This is a genomic window from Salmonella sp. 32082101201600294FB01SM01 (genome assembly GCF_017572865.1).
Classification (GTDB): Bacteria; Pseudomonadota; Gammaproteobacteria; order Enterobacterales; family Enterobacteriaceae; genus Salmonella; species Salmonella enterica.
Genome location: NZ_JAGESB010000007.1, coordinates 76167 through 95453, shown reverse-complemented (window position 1 = coordinate 95453; position 19287 = coordinate 76167). Strand labels below are relative to the sequence as shown.

Below are 19287 nucleotides of genomic sequence, written 5' to 3'. Positions count from 1 at the left end.
CGGTGGTCCCACCTGACCCCATGCCGAACTCAGAAGTGAAACGCCGTAGCGCCGATGGTAGTGTGGGGTCTCCCCATGCGAGAGTAGGGAACTGCCAGGCATCAAATTAAGCAGTAAGCCGGTCATAGACTGGTGGTTGTAAAAGAATTCGGTGGAGCGGTAGTTCAGTTGGTTAGAATACCTGCCTGTCACGCAGGGGGTCGCGGGTTCGAGTCCCGTCCGTTCCGCCACCCTAATTAGGGGCGTAGTTCAATTGGTAGAGCACCGGTCTCCAAAACCGGGTGTTGGGAGTTCGAGTCTCTCCGCCCCTGCCAGAAATAATCCTTAGCATCTGCTAAGGATTTTTTTTTGCCTGAAATTACCTGATTACCTGGTCAGGTAATCGTAAGTTCCCTTCTTTTTCTTTTCATCATTTTCATTGGTCATCCAGCACATCCGTTTTTAACAGATCGCAGATCAGCGAGTATTTATCGCTGTTTTGCAACCAAATGGCGTATAGCGGCCGTGAAAGCGTTGCGCTGTCGGCAACGGTATGTAATCCGCCCTTTTCATTTGCCCAGTTTACAGGAAGCCAGCTACAGCCATTTAATGCGCTAAGCTGCTGTCGGGCGAGTTCGGCTGAGCTGGTTGTTAATACCGGCACTTCATCTGCTGCGATCAGCCCGGTTTCATGCTGTTGGAAGTCTGGTCCCCACTCCAGCCGCAGATAATTGAGTTCTGATTTCTTACGGGCAGGGCTGCTGCAATACAACGCCAAAGTGAAGTGCCCTAACAGCTGACTGCTGAACTCATCCATTTTGGGCGCTTCGGTAGTAATGAGGAGATCAAGCTGGCGTTCATGAAGTTGCTTCACAAGCGATTGCCGTTGAGCGATTCTGGCTTCGAATTGCAGGCCGCTTTGCGGCTCCTGTAGTTGGTACAGTCGACCCAGCCAGGCGTTAAGCATACACTCCCATAAAGACGCGCTGGCACCGATGGAAAACTCGTTATGGCGTGAGGTATGCGCCACCTCTTTACGTGCCGCCTGCCACGTATTCATCAGCGTTTCCGCATACGGTAAAAGTTTTTCGCCAGCCGTGGTCAAACGGATATTGTTTCTGTGCCGCGTAAAAAGGTTTACGCCCAGTTGATTCTCCAGTTGCCTGATACGAAAGCTCACCGCGGATTGCGTCAGGTAAAGTGCTTCTGCGGCCCGCCCGAAATGGCGTGTCCGGCTAACTTCCAGGAAAGTTTTTAACAATTCCGTATCCACTGTGCTCTCCACAAAATTATTTGTCGTTATGATTTAAATGTTTTGTTTTACACTCTGTCAAGCGTAACTAATACTCCGCGCCATAAATAGCTCAGACAAAGAATTAGGAGCGTGCAGGATGGCGGAAAGCTTTACGACGACTAATCGATATTTTGACAATAAACATTATCCACGTGGATTCTCTCGTCACGGTGATTTCACGATTAAAGAGGCACAACTGCTTGAGCGTCATGGTCATGCCTTTAATGATCTGGATCTTGGCAAGCGTGAGCCTGTGACTGAAGAAGAGAAGCTGTTTGTAGCGGTATGTCGCGGTGAACGCGAGCCGGTAACGGATGCAGAACGCGTCTGGTCCAAGTATATGACGCGTATCAAGCGTCCAAAACGCTTCCACACCTTGTCTGGCGGCAAGCCGCAAGTTGAAGGCGCAGAAGACTACACCGAAGCTGATGATTAATAAAAAGGGCGTAATGCCCTTTTTTTACGCCAGCAGCTTTTGCAAATGAATTAACAACCTGTCTATCGCCCGATAGCTTACCGCCTCCTGCAAATGCTGACGCGAGATCTGGTCAGCCAGTTCTATGTCGGCAATGGTTCTGGCCACTTTTAGTAAACGCTGCCAGGCGCGAATGGATAATCCAAGATGCACCAGCGTGTCTTCAAGCCAGCGGGCGTCATCGTGATGCAATACACAATATTTTTGGATTTCGCGACCCTCCAGACGCGCGTTTAACTTCTTCTGGCGTCGGTACTGCCGTTCATGGGCGGCGATGACCCGCTTTTTTACCGTAGCGCTGCTCTCACCTTTTGAGGCGTGTTGGCTAAGAATCCCGGGCGGAGGAAGCGGTATCTCAAGCGAAAGGTCAAAACGATCAAGAAACGGGCCTGACAACCTATTAAGGTAACGTAGTGTCTGTTCTGGCGTGCAGCGATTATGGTTTCCCTGATAATGTCCGGTCGGGCTGGGATTCATTGCGGCGATTAACTGGAACCTGGCAGGGTACGTTATTTTCGCTCTGGTACGGGATAAATGAATTTGACCGGATTCTATAGGTTCACGTAGCGCATCCAGTGTGCGTCGTTCAAATTCAGGCAATTCATCAAGGAACAAAATTCCGTTGTGCGCCAGCGATATCTCTCCCGGGGCGGGTATTGCGCCGCCGCCGACCATAGCAGTAAGTGAGGCGCTATGATGAGGTGAGCGAAAGGGGCGTTGCTGCCATCGTTTTTGTACCGTATCGGCATTAACCAGACTGAGGATCGCGGCGCTTTCCAATGCTTCTTCATTGCTTAATGGTGGAAGAATCCCGCTCAGTCGACTGGCCAGCATGGTTTTACCCGTACCCGGCGGGCCGATCAATAGCAGATTATGTCCCCCTGCCGCTGTAATCTCCAGGCCGCGTTTACCCTGCTCCTGACCGATCACATCGCGAAGATCGGCAGTTGCGGTAGGCGATGCCATATCCTGAGCTAAAGGTCTTTCCAGGGCGTGTTTCCCTTCCAGAAAGGCGCAGACGGTTTGTAGATGATCGGCGATAAAACATCCTTCTTTGCTGATAAGCCCAACCTCCGCCGCGTTCTCTGTTGCGACGATAATATTTCTGCCGGCCCTGATGGCTTCCGTTGCACTTGATATTGCGCCAGGAACGCCGCGTAATGCGCCTGTAAGCGCTAACTCACCCACCAGCTCATATGCCTCAAGATTCGACGCTGTAAGCTGCTCAGACGCGGCCAGAAGCGCAACAGCAATAGGCAGGTCATACCTTCCGCCCTCTTTCGGTAGATCGGCTGGAGCAAGGTTAATGGTTATTTTTTTAGCCGGAAATTCATATCCGCTATTAATAATCGCACTACGTACCCGGTCACGCGCCTCTTTTACCGTGGTTTCCGGTAGGCCAACCATGGTTAGTCCCGGTAAACCATTACTGATATGCACCTCTATAGTGATAGGCGGCGCATTGACGCCAAGTGCGGCGCGGGTATGAACAATCGCCAGTGACATAATCCCTCCTGTTACGTGGATTATGCGGAATAGAAGAGAAAATCGAATTACTGACTTTTTGTTTTTTAGCGGCTGCTTCCTGAATTTTGGCGTCATTTTCAGGCAAGAAACATCAAACTGGAAGAACGCTCGCAGAAGCGAAAAGAAGGAAAACAGGGTGTAGAGTGCGCCAAAAGGGGGAGGAAAACGTGAAAATTTTTCAGTTTCTAATTTTTCTTATAAAAAACAAAGCCCTTGTAGGCATTCACCTGCATTATCTGAAACGTGGTTAAAAAAATATCTTGTGCTATTGGCAAAACCTATGGTAACTCTTTAGGTATTCCTTCGAACAAGATGCAAGAATAGACAAAAATGACAGCCCTTCTACGAGTGATTAGCCTGGTCGTGATTAGCGTGGTGGTGATTATTATCCCACCGTGCGGGGCTGCACTTGGACGAGGAAAGGCTTAGAAATCAAGCCTTAACGAACTAAGACCCCCGCACCGAAAGGTCCGGGGGTTTTTTTTGGCCTGAAAAACTTAAGCGAGGAGCAGAGCGTGAATAACAGCATAAAATTCTGTTTCTCAAGATTTACGACGGGGATGTAACTATGAACGGGGCACAGTGGGTGGTACATGCTTTGCGAGCGCAGGGGGTGAAAACCGTATTTGGTTATCCTGGTGGCGCAATTATGCCGGTTTACGACGCGTTGTATGACGGTGGTGTGGAGCATTTGTTGTGCCGACACGAGCAGGGTGCCGCAATGGCGGCAATCGGTTATGCCCGTTCTACCGGCAAAACCGGTGTTTGTATCGCCACTTCCGGCCCTGGTGCCACTAACCTGATCACTGGCCTGGCGGATGCGTTGTTAGATTCGGTCCCCGTCGTCGCGATCACGGGTCAGGTGTCCGCCCCGTTCATCGGCACCGATGCGTTCCAGGAGGTGGATGTGTTAGGGCTGTCGCTGGCCTGTACCAAACACAGCTTCCTGGTGCAGTCGCTGGAAGAGCTGCCTCGTATCATGGCAGAGGCTTTTGAAGTCGCCAACGCTGGCCGTCCTGGCCCGGTTCTGGTGGATATCCCGAAAGATATCCAATTAGCCAGCGGAGCGCTGGAGCCCTGGTTTACTACCGTTGATAACGAAGCGACCTTCCCGCAGGCTGATGTGGAACAGGCGCGCCAGATGCTGGAACAGGCGAAAAAACCCATGCTGTACGTCGGCGGTGGTGTTGGTATGGCGCAGGCAGTTCCGGCGCTGCGTAAATTTATCGCGGTAACGCAAATGCCAGTTACCTGCACGCTGAAAGGGCTGGGGGCTGTTGAAGCTGATTATCCGTACTATCTGGGCATGCTGGGAATGCACGGTACTAAAGCGGCTAATTTCGCGGTGCAAGAGTGTGATTTACTGATCGCAGTGGGTGCTCGTTTTGATGACCGGGTGACCGGTAAGCTGAATACTTTCGCTCCTAACGCCAGCGTAATCCATATGGATATCGACCCGGCGGAAATGAACAAACTGCGTCAGGCACACGTCGCGTTGCAGGGCGATTTAAATTCGCTGTTGCCGGCATTACAGCAACCGCTGAAGATCGACGCATGGCGTCAGTCCTGTGCAGAGCTGCGCGCAGAACACGCCTGGCGCTATGACCATCCTGGCGAGACTATCTATGCGCCGTTGTTGTTGAAGCAATTGTCGGAACGCAAACCCGCAGACAGTGTGGTGACGACGGATGTTGGGCAGCATCAGATATGGTCAGCCCAGCATATGACTTACACCCGCCCGGAGAACTTCATCACTTCCAGCGGTCTGGGGACGATGGGATTCGGCTTACCGGCGGCCGTTGGCGCACAGGTAGCGCGACCGAATGATACCGTTATCTGTATCTCCGGTGACGGCTCCTTCATGATGAATGTTCAGGAGTTGGGCACCGTAAAACGCAAGCAGTTACCGTTGAAGATAGTCTTACTCGACAACCAGCGGTTAGGGATGGTTCGACAATGGCAGCAACTGTTTTTCCAGGAGCGATATAGCGAAACCACCCTGACCGATAACCCCGATTTCCTCATGCTGGCCAGCGCCTTCGGCATTCCAGGCCAGCACATTACTCGTAAAGACCAGGTTGAAGCGGCACTCGACACGATGTTGGCAAGCGAAGGGCCGTACCTGCTTCACGTCTCAATCGACGAACTTGAAAATGTCTGGCCGTTGGTGCCGCCTGGCGCCAGTAACTCTGAAATGCTGGAGAAATTATCATGATGCAACATCAGGTCAATGTATCGGCACGCTTTAATCCAGAAACCTTAGAACGTGTTTTACGCGTGGTGCGCCATCGTGGTTTTCAGGTGTGCTCCATGAATATGGAAGCCGCGACCGATGCGCAGAATATAAATATTGAATTGACCGTTGCCAGTCCCCGGTCGGTCGACTTACTGTTTAGTCAGTTAAGTAAACTGGTAGATGTTGCGCATGTCGCAATCTGCCAGAGCGCTGCCACATCACAACAAATCCGCGCCTGAGCGCAAAAGGAAGAAAAATGACGACGAAAAAAGCTGATTACATTTGGTTCAATGGCGAGATGGTGCGCTGGGAAGACGCGAAGGTTCACGTAATGTCTCACGCGCTGCACTACGGTACGTCGGTATTTGAAGGGATTCGGTGCTACGACTCTCACAAAGGCCCGGTAGTGTTTCGTCATCGTGAACATATGCAGCGCCTGCGCGACTCAGCAAAGATTTATCGTTTTCCGGTTTCCCAGAGTATTGATGAGCTGATGGAAGCCTGCCGCGAAGTGATCCGCAAAAACAACCTGACCAGCGCCTATATCCGTCCGTTGGTATTTGTCGGCGATGTCGGTATGGGCGTTAACCCGCCCCCGGGATACACCACTGACGTCATCATCGCCGCGTTCCCGTGGGGGGCATACCTGGGCGCCGAAGCGCTGGATCAGGGGATCGATGCGATGGTTTCTTCCTGGAATCGCGCTGCGCCGAACACCATTCCAACCGCTGCGAAAGCGGGCGGTAACTATCTTTCCTCACTGCTGGTGGGTAGCGAAGCGCGCCGCCACGGCTATCAGGAAGGCATCGCCCTGGATGTAAACGGCTATATCTCCGAAGGCGCAGGCGAAAACCTGTTTGAGGTAAAAGATGGCGTGCTGTTTACTCCGCCGTTTACCTCTTCCGCGCTGCCAGGCATTACTCGCGACGCGATCATCAAACTGGCGAAAGAGCTGGGTATTGAAGTGCGCGAGCAGGTGCTGTCCCGTGAATCGCTGTATCTGGCCGACGAAGTGTTTATGTCCGGAACCGCGGCAGAAATTACTCCGGTACGCAGCGTTGATGGTATCCAGGTAGGTGAAGGCCGTTGCGGCCCTGTTACCAAGCGTATTCAACAAGCCTTCTTTGGTCTCTTCACTGGAGAAACCGAGGATAAATGGGGCTGGTTGGATCCGGTAAATTCATAATAAATAAAATTAATATTTTCCCAAAATAATTTGCGTCACAGGAAGGCGGCAACGCAGCGAATCCCCAGGAGCTTACTGTAGTAAGTGACTGGGGTGAGTGAGGCAGCCAACGCACCTGTGGCGTGAAGTATGAAGGGAAAAGATGGGGAGTAAATAAAGCATGCCTAAGTACCGTTCCGCCACCACCACCCATGGTCGTAATATGGCGGGTGCCCGCGCGCTGTGGCGCGCCACCGGAATGACCGACAGTGATTTTGGCAAACCGATTATCGCCGTGGTGAACTCATTCACTCAGTTTGTGCCGGGTCACGTTCATCTGCGCGATCTCGGTAAGCTGGTCGCCGAACAGATTGAAGCTTTCGGCGGTGTGGCGAAAGAGTTCAACACTATTGCCGTGGATGACGGGATCGCCATGGGGCACGGGGGTATGCTCTATTCACTGCCGTCGCGCGAGCTGATCGCCGACTCCGTGGAGTACATGGTGAACGCTCACTGCGCTGACGCGATGGTGTGTATCTCCAACTGCGACAAAATCACCCCAGGGATGCTCATGGCCTCGCTGCGCCTGAATATTCCGGTGATCTTTGTTTCCGGCGGACCGATGGAAGCCGGGAAAACCAAACTGTCCGATCAGATCATCAAGCTCGATCTGGTTGATGCCATGATTCAGGGAGCGGACCCGAAAGTCTCTGACGATCAAAGTAACCAGGTGGAGCGTTCCGCCTGTCCAACCTGCGGCTCCTGCTCCGGCATGTTTACCGCTAACTCCATGAATTGCCTGACCGAAGCGCTGGGCCTGTCGCAGCCGGGCAACGGTTCGCTGCTGGCGACCCATGCTGACCGGAAGCAGTTGTTCCTCAATGCCGGTAAGCGGATTGTTGAACTGACTAAACGTTACTACGAGCAAAACGACGAAAGTGCACTGCCGCGTAACATCGCCAGCAAAGCCGCGTTTGAAAACGCCATGACGCTGGATATTGCGATGGGCGGTTCGACCAATACCGTTCTGCATCTACTGGCGGCGGCGCAGGAAGCGGAAATCGACTTCACCATGAGTGATATCGACAAGCTGTCCCGCAAGGTGCCGCAGTTGTGTAAAGTGGCGCCAAGTACCCAGAAATACCATATGGAAGACGTTCACCGTGCTGGCGGTGTGCTGGGTATTTTAGGCGAGCTGGATCGCGCCGGGCTGCTGAACCGCAACGTGAAAAACGTATTAGGCCTGACGCTGCCGCAAACGCTGGAACAGTACGACATCACGGTTACGCAGGACGAAGCGGTTAAAAAAATGTTCCGTGCTGGCCCTGCCGGTATCCGTACTACCCAGGCATTCTCGCAGGATTGTCGCTGGGATTCGCTGGATGACGACCGCGCAGCGGGTTGCATCCGCTCGCTGGAATATGCCTATAGCAAAGACGGCGGTCTGGCGGTGCTGTATGGCAACTTCGCCGAAAACGGCTGCATCGTTAAAACCGCGGGCGTGGATGACAGCATCCTTAAATTCACCGGCCCGGCGAAAGTGTATGAAAGCCAGGACGACGCGGTAGAGGCGATTCTCGGCGGCAAAGTAGTGGAAGGCGATGTAGTCGTGATCCGCTACGAAGGGCCGAAAGGCGGGCCGGGAATGCAGGAAATGCTCTATCCGACCAGTTTCCTGAAGTCGATGGGGCTGGGCAAAGCCTGCGCGCTCATCACCGATGGGCGTTTTTCCGGCGGTACTTCGGGTCTTTCCATCGGCCACGTCTCGCCGGAAGCGGCCAGCGGCGGCACTATTGCGCTGATTGAAGATGGCGACACCATTGCGATTGATATCCCGAACCGCAGCATTCAGTTGCAGTTGAGCGAGGCTGAAATCGCCGCACGCCGCGAGGCGCAAGAAGCTCGTGGCGACAAAGCCTGGACGCCGAAAAATCGTCAGCGTCAGGTTTCGTTTGCCCTGCGTGCCTACGCCAGCCTGGCGACCAGCGCCGATAAAGGCGCGGTGCGCGATAAATCGAAACTGGGAGGTTGATGATGGCGGAATCTCAACCTCTGTCAGTCGCGCCGGAAGGGGCGGAGTATCTGCGCGCGGTGCTACGCGCGCCAGTATACGAAGCGGCGCAGGTGACGCCGCTGCAAAAAATGGAAAAGCTCTCGTCACGTCTGGATAACGTTATTCTCGTCAAACGCGAAGACCGGCAGCCGGTACATAGCTTTAAGCTGCGCGGCGCTTACGCGATGATGGCCGGATTGACCGAAGAACAAAAAGCCCACGGCGTGATTACCGCGTCGGCGGGGAACCATGCACAGGGCGTGGCGTTCTCCTCCGCGCGGCTTGGCGTGAAGTCTCTGATCGTCATGCCAAAAGCAACGGCGGATATTAAAGTCGATGCGGTACGCGGTTTTGGCGGCGAAGTGCTGTTGCACGGCGCTAATTTTGATGAAGCGAAAGCGAAAGCTATTGAGCTGGCGCAGCAGCAGGGTTTTACCTGGGTGCCGCCGTTTGATCACCCAATGGTGATCGCCGGGCAGGGCACGCTGGCGCTGGAACTGCTTCAGCAGGATTCGCATCTCGATCGTGTCTTTGTGCCGGTTGGCGGCGGCGGCCTGGCGGCTGGCGTAGCGGTACTGATCAAACAATTGATGCCGCAAATCAAAGTGATTGCCGTCGAAGCGGAGGATTCCGCCTGCCTGAAAGCGGCGTTGGAAGCCGGTCATCCAGTGGATCTCCCGCGCGTTGGGTTGTTTGCTGAAGGCGTGGCGGTAAAACGCATCGGCGACGAAACCTTCCGGCTGTGCCGGGAGTATCTTGACGACATCGTAACCGTCGATAGCGACGCGATCTGCGCGGCGATGAAAGATCTGTTTGAAGATGTGCGTGCGGTGGCGGAGCCGTCTGGCGCGCTGGCGCTGGCGGGGATGAAAAAATATATCGCCCAGCACAATATTCGCGGCGAACGCCTGGCGCACGTCCTTTCCGGCGCCAACGTCAACTTCCACGGCTTGCGCTATGTGTCTGAACGCTGCGAGCTGGGGGAACAGCGCGAAGCGTTACTGGCGGTGACCATTCCGGAAGAAAAGGGGAGCTTCCTCAAATTCTGCCAGTTGCTTGGCGGGCGTATGGTCACTGAATTTAACTACCGTTTTGCCGACGCGAAAAATGCCTGTATTTTTGTCGGCGTCCGCGTCAGTCAGGGGCTGGAGGAGCGAAAAGAGATTATCACCCAACTGTGCGACGGCGGTTATAGCGTAGTGGATCTCTCCGACGATGAAATGGCGAAGCTGCATGTGCGCTATATGGTCGGCGGACGCCCCTCCAAGCCATTACAGGAGCGTTTGTTCAGCTTTGAGTTTCCGGAATCGCCCGGTGCCTTGCTGAAGTTCCTGCATACGTTGGGTACCCACTGGAATATTTCGTTATTCCATTACCGCAGCCACGGTACCGATTATGGCCGCGTGCTGGCGGCGTTCGAGTTAGGCGATCATGAGCCGGATTTCGAAACCCGGCTGCATGAGCTGGGCTATGAATGCCATGATGAGAGCAATAACCCGGCGTTCCGGTTCTTTCTGGCGGGGTAGGAATAGTGATGACCGGAAGAAATGTCTCCTTCCGGTCATCTGCATAGACGGCGCGTCAGGGAGTGGGATAATAAACTGACGATCGCTATGAGTAAGGGCAAAAAGATGGCTGGACGCTTTCAGGGATTTGCACAAGAAGGGCTCAATTTTCTTCAGCAGGTTTGTATTGAGAACGACAAAGCTTGGTTCGATGAGCACCGCTTTATCTACGAAAGAAGCCTTCTGACTCCATTCCGCGCGCTGGTGGACGACCTTGCTCCAGCGATGCTGGAAATCGATCCACTGCTGGAAACCCGACCCGCCATCGGTAAAACCCTGTCGCGTATTCACCGCGATACCCGTTTCTCGCACGACAAATCGCTGTACCGCAGCCGGATGTGGCTGACCTTTAAGCGTTCAGCTAAAAACTGGATCGATGCGCCAGCCTACTTTTTTGAAATCAGCCCCGATACTCTACGCTATGGGTTGGGTTACTACAGCGCCAGCAAATCTACGATGGATCTGTTTCGCCATACGTTGAGGAAGCGGTCTGATGCGTTTTTACAGGTTGCCGAATGCTGCAGCCCGCCGTTTGAGCTGGTGGGGGAAAGCTATAAGCGGCTGCTGGCCAAAGATCTCGACCCGGCGATATCCGACTGGTATCAGCGTAAAACGTTTGCCGTGATGGTGACGGATAATGACGTAGAAAAACTCTTCCATGCCGATCTGGTCACACGGCTGGCCGAGAGTTTCCAACAGTTGGAGCCGCTGTACCAGTGGCTGATGACGGTGGAAACCATGAAGCAGGTGAACCCGGCGGATTTATAAAAGATTGCCGTTATGTATTAACATTTTTCGGGATAAAGTGTATTTCCAGGAATCGCCCTTTACCTACCTGGTGAGGCCCTTCCATTATAACAAATAACTGATTTTCCCTGATCTGGAGATAATGCTCATCATTGAATGTGAAAGCCAGGCTAACAATGAAAGGGAAATCAAAAAGTTCAATTTCTCCTTCGACAAAGGTGATGCCCCAATATTCATCCGTGAGGGACGGTATGACAATGTCGGGTCGATACCCTTTTATCGGTAAGAGTTTTCGCTTCGTAGAATCAAATTCTACTTCTGCACGGACATAGTTGCCTGAATTTCCGCCCATAGCAGCATGGGGCTCCTTAAGGATACGTGCAGTCTTACTGTTTTTTGGGAGCATAAGCCGACTCTTGTTATTTCATCACCATCTCTCGAACATATTTATCTAATTTGTCAGATTCATAAAATGCCATACACCGCTCCAGCACGTTATTAGCGTCTTTAGCGTTATCCGGATGGAGCGCCATAGTTAAGCGATCAAAGCCTTCTGTTTCTTTGGCGACGAATTTAAGGAATGGTTTCCATTTCCCGGCATTATCTAACGCGTAGGTTTTAACTAAAAACGACATATCATGGCCTGGAGCATAAAAAGCATCCGGCGGAATGCGTTTATGATAGTTATCAACAAGGCACTGCTTTAACGCCAGATGCTTTACATCCTGTACGGTAATGCCCGTCGGTTTAGCCTGTACGCTGAAGCATATCGCTACCAGTGCAGATAACAGCATTATTTTTGTGCGCATTTTATTACCTTATCAACCCTGAACAATTTTCCAGAACGCATCAATTAGCGGCTCATGCAGCCGCTTTTTCTGCACGCAGACGCCAAGCTCAAACGGCGTTTTTTCGTCGCTGCGCTCTAAAATCATCACCCGATTGCGCACTGGTTCCGGGCTGTTTTCCAGCACCACTTCCGGCAGCAGCGCCACGCCGCAGCCCAGCGCCACCATTGAAACCATCGCTTCATGACCGCCGACGGTGGCGTAAATCTGCGGATTGCTGATTTTATGGCGGCGAAACCACAGCTCAATGCGGCGGCGTACCGGCCCCTGATCGGCCATGATAAACGGCACCGTCGACCAGTCGGGCTTATCAACCGACACCTGATTGCGCACCGGGCAGGGCAGCGCCGGGGCGATCAGCACTACCGCCAGATTTTCCAGCATCGAAAACGCCACCGCGCCAGGCAGCGTTTCCGGCTTACCGGCAATCGCCAGATTGGCCTCGCCAGTGACCACTTTGTCCATCGCATCGGCGGCGTCGCCGGTGGTGAGCTTAATTTCCACCGAGGGATGTTCGGCGCGGAAGCGGTCGAGGATCGGCGGCAGGTGACTGTACGCCGCGGTCACTGAACAGAAGATATGGAGTTCGCCGGAAAGGGACGGCCCCTGCTGATCGAGGGTATGGCGCAACTGCTGATATTGCAAAAGCGTCTGTTGGGCAAACACTCGCAGCTCTTCACCCGCTTCGGTCAGCGTGACCGTGCGGTTATCGCGCACAAACAGCGGCTGGCCGAGATCTTCTTCCAGCCGCTGGATCTGCCGGGAGAGCGTGGAGGGGCTGACGTGCATCGCCCGCGCGCTGCGGCCAAAGTGGCGGCTTTCCGCCAGATGCAGGAAGGTTTTTAGATCGCGTAAATCCACAGACAGACCTCCGGTTTTTGACGTTGCATAAACCGCAACATAACGTTGTGAATATATCAATTTCCGCAATAAATTTCCTGTTGTAATGTGGGTTCATTCGCACAGATAGCAATCTGTAAACCGAACAATAAGCGCGACAACACAACATCACGGAGTACACCATCATGGCTAACTACTTTAATACACTGAATCTGCGCCAGCAGCTGGCGCAGCTGGGTAAATGCCGCTTTATGGGCCGCGACGAATTCGCCGACGGCGCGAGCTACCTGCAGGGTAAAAAAGTGGTCATCGTCGGCTGTGGCGCTCAGGGGCTGAACCAGGGCCTGAACATGCGTGATTCCGGTCTGGATATCTCCTACGCCCTGCGTAAAGAAGCGATTGCTGAGAAGCGTGCTTCCTGGCGTAAAGCGACTGAAAACGGCTTCAAAGTAGGCACCTACGAAGAGCTGATCCCGCAGGCGGATCTGGTGGTTAATCTGACGCCGGACAAACAGCACTCCGACGTGGTGCGCTCCGTACAGCCGCTGATGAAAGACGGCGCGGCGCTGGGCTACTCCCACGGCTTCAACATCGTGGAAGTGGGAGAGCAGATCCGTAAAGACATCACCGTGGTGATGGTAGCGCCGAAATGCCCGGGTACCGAAGTGCGTGAAGAATACAAACGTGGTTTCGGCGTGCCGACGCTGATCGCCGTTCACCCGGAAAACGACCCGAAAGGCGAAGGCATGGCGATTGCTAAAGCCTGGGCGGCGGCCACCGGCGGTCACCGTGCGGGCGTACTGGAATCTTCTTTCGTGGCGGAAGTGAAATCCGACCTGATGGGCGAGCAGACTATTCTGTGCGGTATGTTGCAGGCCGGTTCTCTGCTGTGCTTCGACAAGCTGGTGGCAGAAGGCACCGACCCGGCATACGCCGAAAAACTGATTCAGTTTGGCTGGGAAACCATCACCGAAGCGCTGAAGCAGGGCGGCATCACCCTGATGATGGACCGTCTGTCTAACCCGGCGAAACTACGTGCTTACGCGCTGTCCGAACAGCTGAAAGAGATCATGGCGCCGTTGTTCCAGAAACACATGGATGACATCATCTCCGGCGAATTCTCGTCCGGCATGATGGCTGACTGGGCTAACGACGATAAGAAACTGCTGACCTGGCGTGAAGAGACCGGTAAAACCGCGTTCGAAACCGCGCCGCAGTTTGAAGGTAAAATCGGCGAGCAGGAGTACTTCGATAAAGGCGTGCTGATGATTGCGATGGTGAAAGCGGGCGTTGAGCTGGCGTTCGAAACCATGGTCGATTCCGGCATCATCGAAGAGTCCGCTTACTACGAATCACTGCACGAACTGCCGCTGATCGCCAACACCATCGCCCGTAAGCGTCTGTACGAAATGAACGTGGTTATCTCCGATACCGCAGAATACGGTAACTACCTGTTCTCTTACGCTTGCGTACCGCTGCTGAAACCGTTTATGGCGGAATTGCAACCGGGCGATCTGGGTAGTGCTATCCCGGAAGGCGCGGTAGACAACGCACAGCTTCGCGACGTGAACGATGCGATTCGTAGTCATGCGATTGAGCAGGTAGGTAAGAAACTGCGCGGCTATATGACGGATATGAAGCGTATTGCGGTAGCGGGTTGATATACCTTGTCGGGTGGCGCTAGCGCTTACCCGACCTACAAAATCAAGCAGACGATGTAGGCCGGGTAAGGCGTAGCCGCCACCCGGCTTTTTATTTGCGATACAATACTTTAATGATGTGGTAACCGAACTGGGTATGCAGCGGGCCGGTTGGCTCCAGTACCGGGCAGGAAAAGACTACTTTATCGAATGCCGGAACCATCTGGCCCTGACGAAATTCGCCTAAATGACCGCCTTTTTTACCGGAGGGGCAGATAGAATGCTTCTTCGCCAGCTTCTCAAAATCGCCGCCGTTTTTAATTTGCTCCAGAAGATCTAAAGCCAGTTTCTCTTCTTTTACAAGAATATGCAGTGCTGCTGCCATTTTTGCCATTATTGAGTTCTCACGTCGCAAAGATTGGCCGTCACTTTATCACTCCTTAGGCCGTCAGACATATACTCTTCGCCATTACAGGACAGATGTCCCGCCTGATTTAATGAACCGGGAGATAAGCGGCATTTTTAGCGGGCGTATTTCGGATGCGCGGGACGGCGGTCCTGTCCTTTCTGACAAGGGGCGAGATACCATGAACATAATGAAAAACGCAGAATTTCCAGACGACTGGCTTTTAGGGCTACGCCAGGTTGTACGCGACCCAGTGCTCTATGAATTACTCAAATACTGCCCGTTGGAAATCATGCAGTGCTGGCGATTTGACGACATTTCCCGCGGCGCGCTTATCTGCCGCCAGGGGGAAATATGCCAGCAATTTTCACTCATTGTGGCCGGCGAAGTGGATGTTTTTTACGAAGCTGAAGATGGACGCCGTTACCGGCAGGCGCGTTATGGCAAAGGAGATATGCTGGGCGAGCTAGAGATATTTGAGTCGCGGCATTACATCTGTTCTGTCGTAGCCGTCGGCAATGTACAGCTACTCAGCCTGCCGCAAGCGCATTTTTGCCGCTGGCTGGCGCTGGATAACCACTTTAACCAGCGAATGCTGCGGTTTTTCAGCCAACAGTATTACCAGTTGTCGAAAAAGGCCAGTAGCGACAATTTGTACTCGCTGCATCAACGCGTATGCCAGGCATTATGGCTGCGTTATCAACAATATGAATCAACCACTATTTTGCTTGATAAGCAGAATCTTGGTCAGGAATTTGCGGCGACGACGCGCAGTATCAACCGGATACTGCACGATCTGAAATCGCTGAACATTATCGATACCGACGGTGAGGGGATCATTTTACTGGCTCCTGAAAAACTCAAACAGGAGGCGGAAATCTGAACCTCTCAGAACAATAAGGAGACGGGAGATGCAACCCCATATTCGGCTTAACACAAGCATGACCCGCGCGAAATATGCGCTTTTGCCCGGCGATCCCGGGCGGGTGGATAGAATCGCCCGTTTTCTTGATAAGGCTGAGATTCTGGGGCAAAACCGGGAGTTTCGCGCGGCGCGCGGTTGGTACCAGGGGGTTGAAATAGTCGTGCTCTCCACGGGAATCGGCGGACCGTCAACCGCTATCGCCATTGAGGAGTTACGCCAGGTTGGCGTCAACACGCTAATCCGTATCGGTAGTTGCGGCGCGTTGCAGGACTCGCTGGCGTTGGGCGATGTGATCATCGCCCACGGCGCGGTGGCTGACGACGGTGCCAGCAAAACCTATGCGCCCGCCAGTTATCCGGCCTGTGCGGACCCGTATCTTACCGCCACGCTGATACAGCAGGCGAAACAGATGAACATCTCTGCCGTTTGCGGGCTGGTGCGCAGCCATGACAGTTTTTATACCGATCGCGAAGCTGAACTGGATGCCGAATGGTCGGCCAGGGGAGTTCTCGGCGCGGATATGGAAACCGCCGCGCTGATGGTGGTGGGGGCGTTACGAGGGCTGCGTACCGCGTCGTTGCTAAACGTGGTCGTCGCGCATAGTGGCTGTCTGGAGAGCAGCATTAACCATTATGTTCAGCAGGAAACCTTGTGCCAGCAAGGTGAAGAGCGCCAGATTTCTTTGGCGCTTCAGGCCATTTATTTCGATAGTTTGCAAGGAGAGCAATGATGGACTTTTTCATCATTAACAATGTAATGGTCAACATTCCTCTCGGCGAGGGAGGGTATGCGCTGTCGTGGATTGAGGCTATCGGCACCGTCTTTGGCTTATTGTGCATCTGGTGCGCCAGCCGGGAAAAAATCATTAATTACCTGTTTGGTTTGATTAACGTCACTCTGTTTGCCGCCATCTTTTTTCAGATTCAACTGTATGCCAGCTTGCTACTTCAGGTGTTTTTCTTTGCGGCGAATATTTACGGCTGGTACGCATGGAGCCGGCAGAATGACGCCCGGGAAGCCGCTCTGAAAGTACGCTGGCTTTCTCGTCAACAAACATGGAGGTTGGGGGGCATATGTATTATCGCCATTCTGCTGATGACGTGGTTTATCGATCCGGTCTTCGCTATGTTGACCCGCGTTATGCTCGCTCTGCTGCAAACGGTAGGTATGCAGGTGGCGATGCCTGAACTCCAGCCGGACGCGTTCCCGTTCTGGGATTCCACCATGCTGGTGTTGTCGATTGCGGCGATGGTGCTGATGACCCGCAAGTACGTGGAAAACTGGCTGCTGTGGGTGATTATTGATGTAATTAGCGTCGTGATCTATGCAGTACAGGGCGTTTATGCGATGTCGCTTGAGTATGTTCTGCTGACGGCGATCGCGCTAATGGGTTCTTACAGTTGGATCAAGAGCGCACAGCGTAATGGCTATACGCCGCTTGCCGCCAGAGCCTGCTGATTGACCTTTTCCAGGCTGCCTGAAAAAGCAGCCTGGTCTTCTCTGGGCCTCGCTTTCTGCTACAATCCCTCCCCCGTTCGAAGATTGAGCACTATTCCCATGCGTTTAAATCCCGGCCAACAACACGCTGTCGAATTCGTCACCGGACCCTGCCTGGTGCTGGCAGGAGCGGGTTCTGGTAAAACTCGCGTAATTACCAATAAAATCGCCCACCTGATCCGCGGATGCGGCTATCAGGCCCGGCATATTGCGGCGGTGACGTTTACCAACAAGGCCGCGCGTGAGATGAAAGAACGCGTCGGGCAGACGCTCGGCCGTAAGGAAGCGCGCGGTTTGATGATCTCCACCTTTCATACGCTAGGGCTGGATATTATTAAGCGCGAGTACGCTGCGCTGGGGATGAAATCGAACTTTTCATTGTTTGACGATACCGACCAGGTCGCCTTGCTCAAAGAGCTGACCGAAGGCCTGATCGAAGACGACAAGGTTCTGTTGCAACAGCTGATCTCCACGATCTCCAACTGGAAAAACGATCTCAAAACGCCTGCGCAGGCGGCGGCCGGGGCGAAAGGTGAACGCGATCGTATTTTTGCCCACTGCTACGGGCTTTACGACGCCCATATGAAGGCATGTAACGTTCTCGATTTTGATGATTTGATTTTGCTGCCGACGCTGCTGCTGCAACGCAATGATGAGGTGCGCGAGCGCTGGCAGAATAAAATTCGTTATCTGCTGGTGGATGAATATCAGGATACTAACACCAGCCAGTATGAGTTGGTTAAGCTGCTGGTCGGGCAACGCGCGCGCTTTACGGTCGTAGGCGATGACGATCAGTCTATCTACTCCTGGCGCGGGGCGCGTCCGCAAAACCTGGTGTTACTGAGCCAGGATTTTCCGGCGCTGCAGGTGATTAAACTGGAGCAAAACTATCGTTCTTCGGGCCGCATCCTGAAAGCGGCGAATATTCTCATCGCCAACAATCCGCACGTTTTTGAAAAGCGCCTCTTTTCCGAGCTCGGTTACGGCGCGGAACTCAAAGTGTTAAGCGCAAACAATGAAGAGCATGAAGCTGAGCGCGTTACCGGCGAACTGATTGCCCATCACTTTGTGAACAAGACCCAGTACAAGGATTACGCCATTCTGTATCGCGGGAATCATCAGTCGCGGGTATTTGAAAAATTCCTCATGCAGAACCGTATTCCGTACAAAATTTCCGGCGGCACCTCATTTTTCTCCCGTCCGGAGATTAAAGACTTGCTGGCCTATCTGCGGGTGTTGACCAACCCGGATGATGACAGCGCTTTCCTGCGCATCGTGAATACGCCAAAACGCGAAATCGGTCCGGCCACGCTGCAAAAGCTGGGTGAATGGGCAATGATGCGTAATAAAAGCCTGTTTACCGCCAGCTTTGATATGGGGCTTAGCCAAAAGCTGACCGGACGTGGTTACGATTCATTGACGCGTTTTACCCACTGGCTGGGGGAAATCCAGCGTCTGGCCGAACGCGAGCCTGTCGCCGCCGTGCGCGATCTCATCCACGGTATTGACTATGAATCCTGGTTGTACGAAACCTCGCCGAGCCCCAAAGCGGCGGAAATGCGTATGAAAAACGTTAACCAGCTCTTTAGCTGGATGACTGAGATGCTGGAAGGCAACGAACTTGATGAGCCGATGACGCTGACCCAAGTGGTTACACGCTTTACGCTGCGCGATATGATGGAGCGCGGCGAGAGCGAAGAAGAGCTGGATCAGGTACAGTTGATGACGCTTCATGCATCGAAAGGACTGGAATTCCCGTATGTCTATATGGTGGGAATGGAAGAAGGATTTTTGCCGCATCAAAGCAGCATTGACGAAGACAATATTGAGGAAGAGCGTCGGCTGGCCTATGTCGGGATCACTCGCGCGCAGAAAGAGCTTACCTTTACATTATGTAAAGAGCGCCGTCAGTATGGGGAGCTGGTGCGCCCGGAACCCAGTCGCTTCCTGTTAGAACTGCCGCAGGATGATTTAATCTGGGAGCAGGAGCGCAAAGTGGTAAGCGCTGAGGAGCGAATGCAAAAAGGGCAAAGTCACCTGGCTAATCTGAAAGCCATGATGGCGGCAAAGCGAGCGAAATCGTAGGCCGG

General features: G+C 53.4%; 20 protein-coding genes, 2 tRNA genes and 1 rRNA gene. 17 read left to right on the top strand and 6 right to left on the bottom strand.

All coding sequences use genetic code 11. The features are described from left to right. The 3 genes from rrf to J4645_RS21200 all read left to right on the top strand — a co-directional run. A 5S ribosomal RNA gene (gene rrf, locus J4645_RS21210) occupies positions 1–100 on the top strand; the annotation flags it as partial. 53 nt (positions 101–153) lie between these two features. Beyond that, positions 154–230: transfer RNA gene (locus tag J4645_RS21205), tRNA-Asp, on the top strand. Between the two features lie 8 nt (positions 231–238). Beyond that, positions 239–314 (top strand) — tRNA-Trp (locus J4645_RS21200). 101 nt (positions 315–415) lie between these two features. Here J4645_RS21200 and hdfR read toward each other — a convergent pair. Next, on the bottom strand, positions 416–1264 hold the full coding sequence (gene hdfR / locus J4645_RS21195) for an HTH-type transcriptional regulator HdfR (protein WP_086010515.1): 849 nt from the start codon (positions 1262–1264) through the stop codon (positions 416–418). A 106-nt stretch (positions 1265–1370) separates the two neighbouring features. Here hdfR and maoP point away from each other — a divergent pair, with 106 nt between their 5' ends. Beyond that, a complete protein-coding gene (maoP, locus tag J4645_RS21190) occupies positions 1371–1709 on the top strand; it encodes a macrodomain Ori organization protein MaoP (RefSeq protein ID WP_000840996.1) in 339 nt (112 codons plus the stop codon). 24 nt (positions 1710–1733) lie between these two features. Here the strand turns inward: maoP and J4645_RS21185 are convergent, their stop codons facing one another. Beyond that, positions 1734–3254: a YifB family Mg chelatase-like AAA ATPase gene (locus tag J4645_RS21185; protein ID WP_000050215.1), complete on the bottom strand. Its 1521-nt coding sequence runs from the start codon at positions 3252–3254 to the stop codon at positions 1734–1736. A gap of 351 nt (positions 3255–3605) precedes the next feature. On the opposite strand from J4645_RS21185, the gene ilvL reads away from it, so the two are divergent. The 8 genes from ilvL to J4645_RS21145 all read left to right on the top strand — a co-directional run bounded on the left by ilvL (position 3606) and on the right by J4645_RS21145 (position 11062). Beyond that, positions 3606–3704, top strand: a complete 99-nt coding sequence (ilvL, locus tag J4645_RS21180) for an ilv operon leader peptide (RefSeq protein WP_001311244.1) — start codon at positions 3606–3608, stop codon at positions 3702–3704. An 86-nt stretch (positions 3705–3790) separates the two neighbouring features. Then, entirely contained in the window at positions 3791–3841 is a 51-nt protein-coding gene (ilvX, locus tag J4645_RS21175) for a peptide IlvX (RefSeq protein WP_192930503.1), read from the top strand. A 2-nt stretch (positions 3842–3843) separates the two neighbouring features. Further along, positions 3844–5490 carry an acetolactate synthase 2 catalytic subunit gene (gene ilvG, locus J4645_RS21170; protein ID WP_023214623.1) on the top strand — a complete coding sequence of 549 codons (1647 nt, stop codon included), beginning with the start codon at positions 3844–3846 and terminating at the stop codon, positions 5488–5490. After that, positions 5487–5750, top strand: coding sequence for an acetolactate synthase 2 small subunit (gene ilvM, locus J4645_RS21165; protein ID WP_000983260.1), 264 nt, complete (start codon positions 5487–5489; stop codon positions 5748–5750). The genes ilvG and ilvM overlap by 4 nt, the downstream gene beginning before the upstream one ends. 17 nt (positions 5751–5767) lie before the next feature. Continuing rightward, a complete protein-coding gene (ilvE, locus tag J4645_RS21160; protein ID WP_000208532.1) occupies positions 5768–6697 on the top strand; it encodes a branched-chain-amino-acid transaminase in 930 nt (309 codons plus the stop codon). 160 nt (positions 6698–6857) lie between these two features. Then, positions 6858–8708 carry a dihydroxy-acid dehydratase gene (ilvD, locus tag J4645_RS21155; protein WP_023214622.1) on the top strand — a complete coding sequence of 617 codons (1851 nt, stop codon included), beginning with the start codon at positions 6858–6860 and terminating at the stop codon, positions 8706–8708. A gap of 2 nt (positions 8709–8710) precedes the next feature. Next, positions 8711–10255 carry a threonine ammonia-lyase, biosynthetic gene (gene ilvA / locus J4645_RS21150; protein WP_023214621.1) on the top strand — a complete coding sequence of 515 codons (1545 nt, stop codon included), beginning with the start codon at positions 8711–8713 and terminating at the stop codon, positions 10253–10255. 105 nt (positions 10256–10360) lie between these two features. Then, a complete protein-coding gene (locus J4645_RS21145; RefSeq protein WP_023214620.1) occupies positions 10361–11062 on the top strand; it encodes a DUF2461 domain-containing protein in 702 nt (233 codons plus the stop codon). A 10-nt stretch (positions 11063–11072) separates the two neighbouring features. Here the strand turns inward: J4645_RS21145 and J4645_RS21140 are convergent, their stop codons facing one another. The 3 genes from J4645_RS21140 to ilvY are packed head-to-tail and all read right to left on the bottom strand — an operon-like array spanning position 11073 to position 12750. After that, the gene (locus J4645_RS21140) at positions 11073–11447 is read right to left on the bottom strand and encodes a hypothetical protein (RefSeq protein ID WP_000937045.1); all 375 of its coding nucleotides are present in this window, start codon (positions 11445–11447) and stop codon (positions 11073–11075) included. Between the two features lie 13 nt (positions 11448–11460). Further along, a complete protein-coding gene (locus tag J4645_RS21135; RefSeq protein ID WP_023214619.1) occupies positions 11461–11850 on the bottom strand; it encodes a hypothetical protein in 390 nt (129 codons plus the stop codon). 12 nt (positions 11851–11862) lie between these two features. After that, positions 11863–12750: an HTH-type transcriptional activator IlvY gene (gene ilvY, locus J4645_RS21130; protein WP_023214618.1), complete on the bottom strand. Its 888-nt coding sequence runs from the start codon at positions 12748–12750 to the stop codon at positions 11863–11865. Positions 12751–12914: 164 nt separating this feature from the next. Here ilvY and ilvC point away from each other — a divergent pair, with 164 nt between their 5' ends. Continuing rightward, the gene (ilvC, locus tag J4645_RS21125; RefSeq protein WP_000024943.1) at positions 12915–14390 is read left to right on the top strand and encodes a ketol-acid reductoisomerase; all 1476 of its coding nucleotides are present in this window, start codon (positions 12915–12917) and stop codon (positions 14388–14390) included. A gap of 91 nt (positions 14391–14481) precedes the next feature. Here ilvC and ppiC read toward each other — a convergent pair whose 3' ends face one another. Beyond that, positions 14482–14763 carry a peptidylprolyl isomerase PpiC gene (ppiC, locus tag J4645_RS21120; protein ID WP_001096806.1) on the bottom strand — a complete coding sequence of 94 codons (282 nt, stop codon included), beginning with the start codon at positions 14761–14763 and terminating at the stop codon, positions 14482–14484. 193 nt (positions 14764–14956) lie between these two features. Here ppiC and J4645_RS21115 point away from each other — a divergent pair, with 193 nt between their 5' ends. From J4645_RS21115 to rep, 4 genes are all read left to right on the top strand, one after another. Next, positions 14957–15658, top strand: coding sequence for a Crp/Fnr family transcriptional regulator (locus J4645_RS21115; protein WP_001024339.1), 702 nt, complete (start codon positions 14957–14959; stop codon positions 15656–15658). Between the two features lie 28 nt (positions 15659–15686). Next, positions 15687–16430, top strand: a complete 744-nt coding sequence (locus tag J4645_RS21110; protein WP_001182428.1) for a nucleoside phosphorylase — start codon at positions 15687–15689, stop codon at positions 16428–16430. Continuing rightward, complete coding sequence (gene pnuC / locus J4645_RS21105) at positions 16430–17158, top strand: nicotinamide riboside transporter PnuC (protein ID WP_023214617.1); 729 nt, start codon at positions 16430–16432, stop codon at positions 17156–17158. Before J4645_RS21110 ends, pnuC begins: the two co-directional genes overlap by 1 nt. Before the next feature lie 99 nt (positions 17159–17257). Next, positions 17258–19282, top strand: a complete 2025-nt coding sequence (gene rep, locus J4645_RS21100) for a DNA helicase Rep (protein WP_023214616.1) — start codon at positions 17258–17260, stop codon at positions 19280–19282. The last annotated feature ends 5 nt before the right edge of the window (positions 19283–19287 follow it).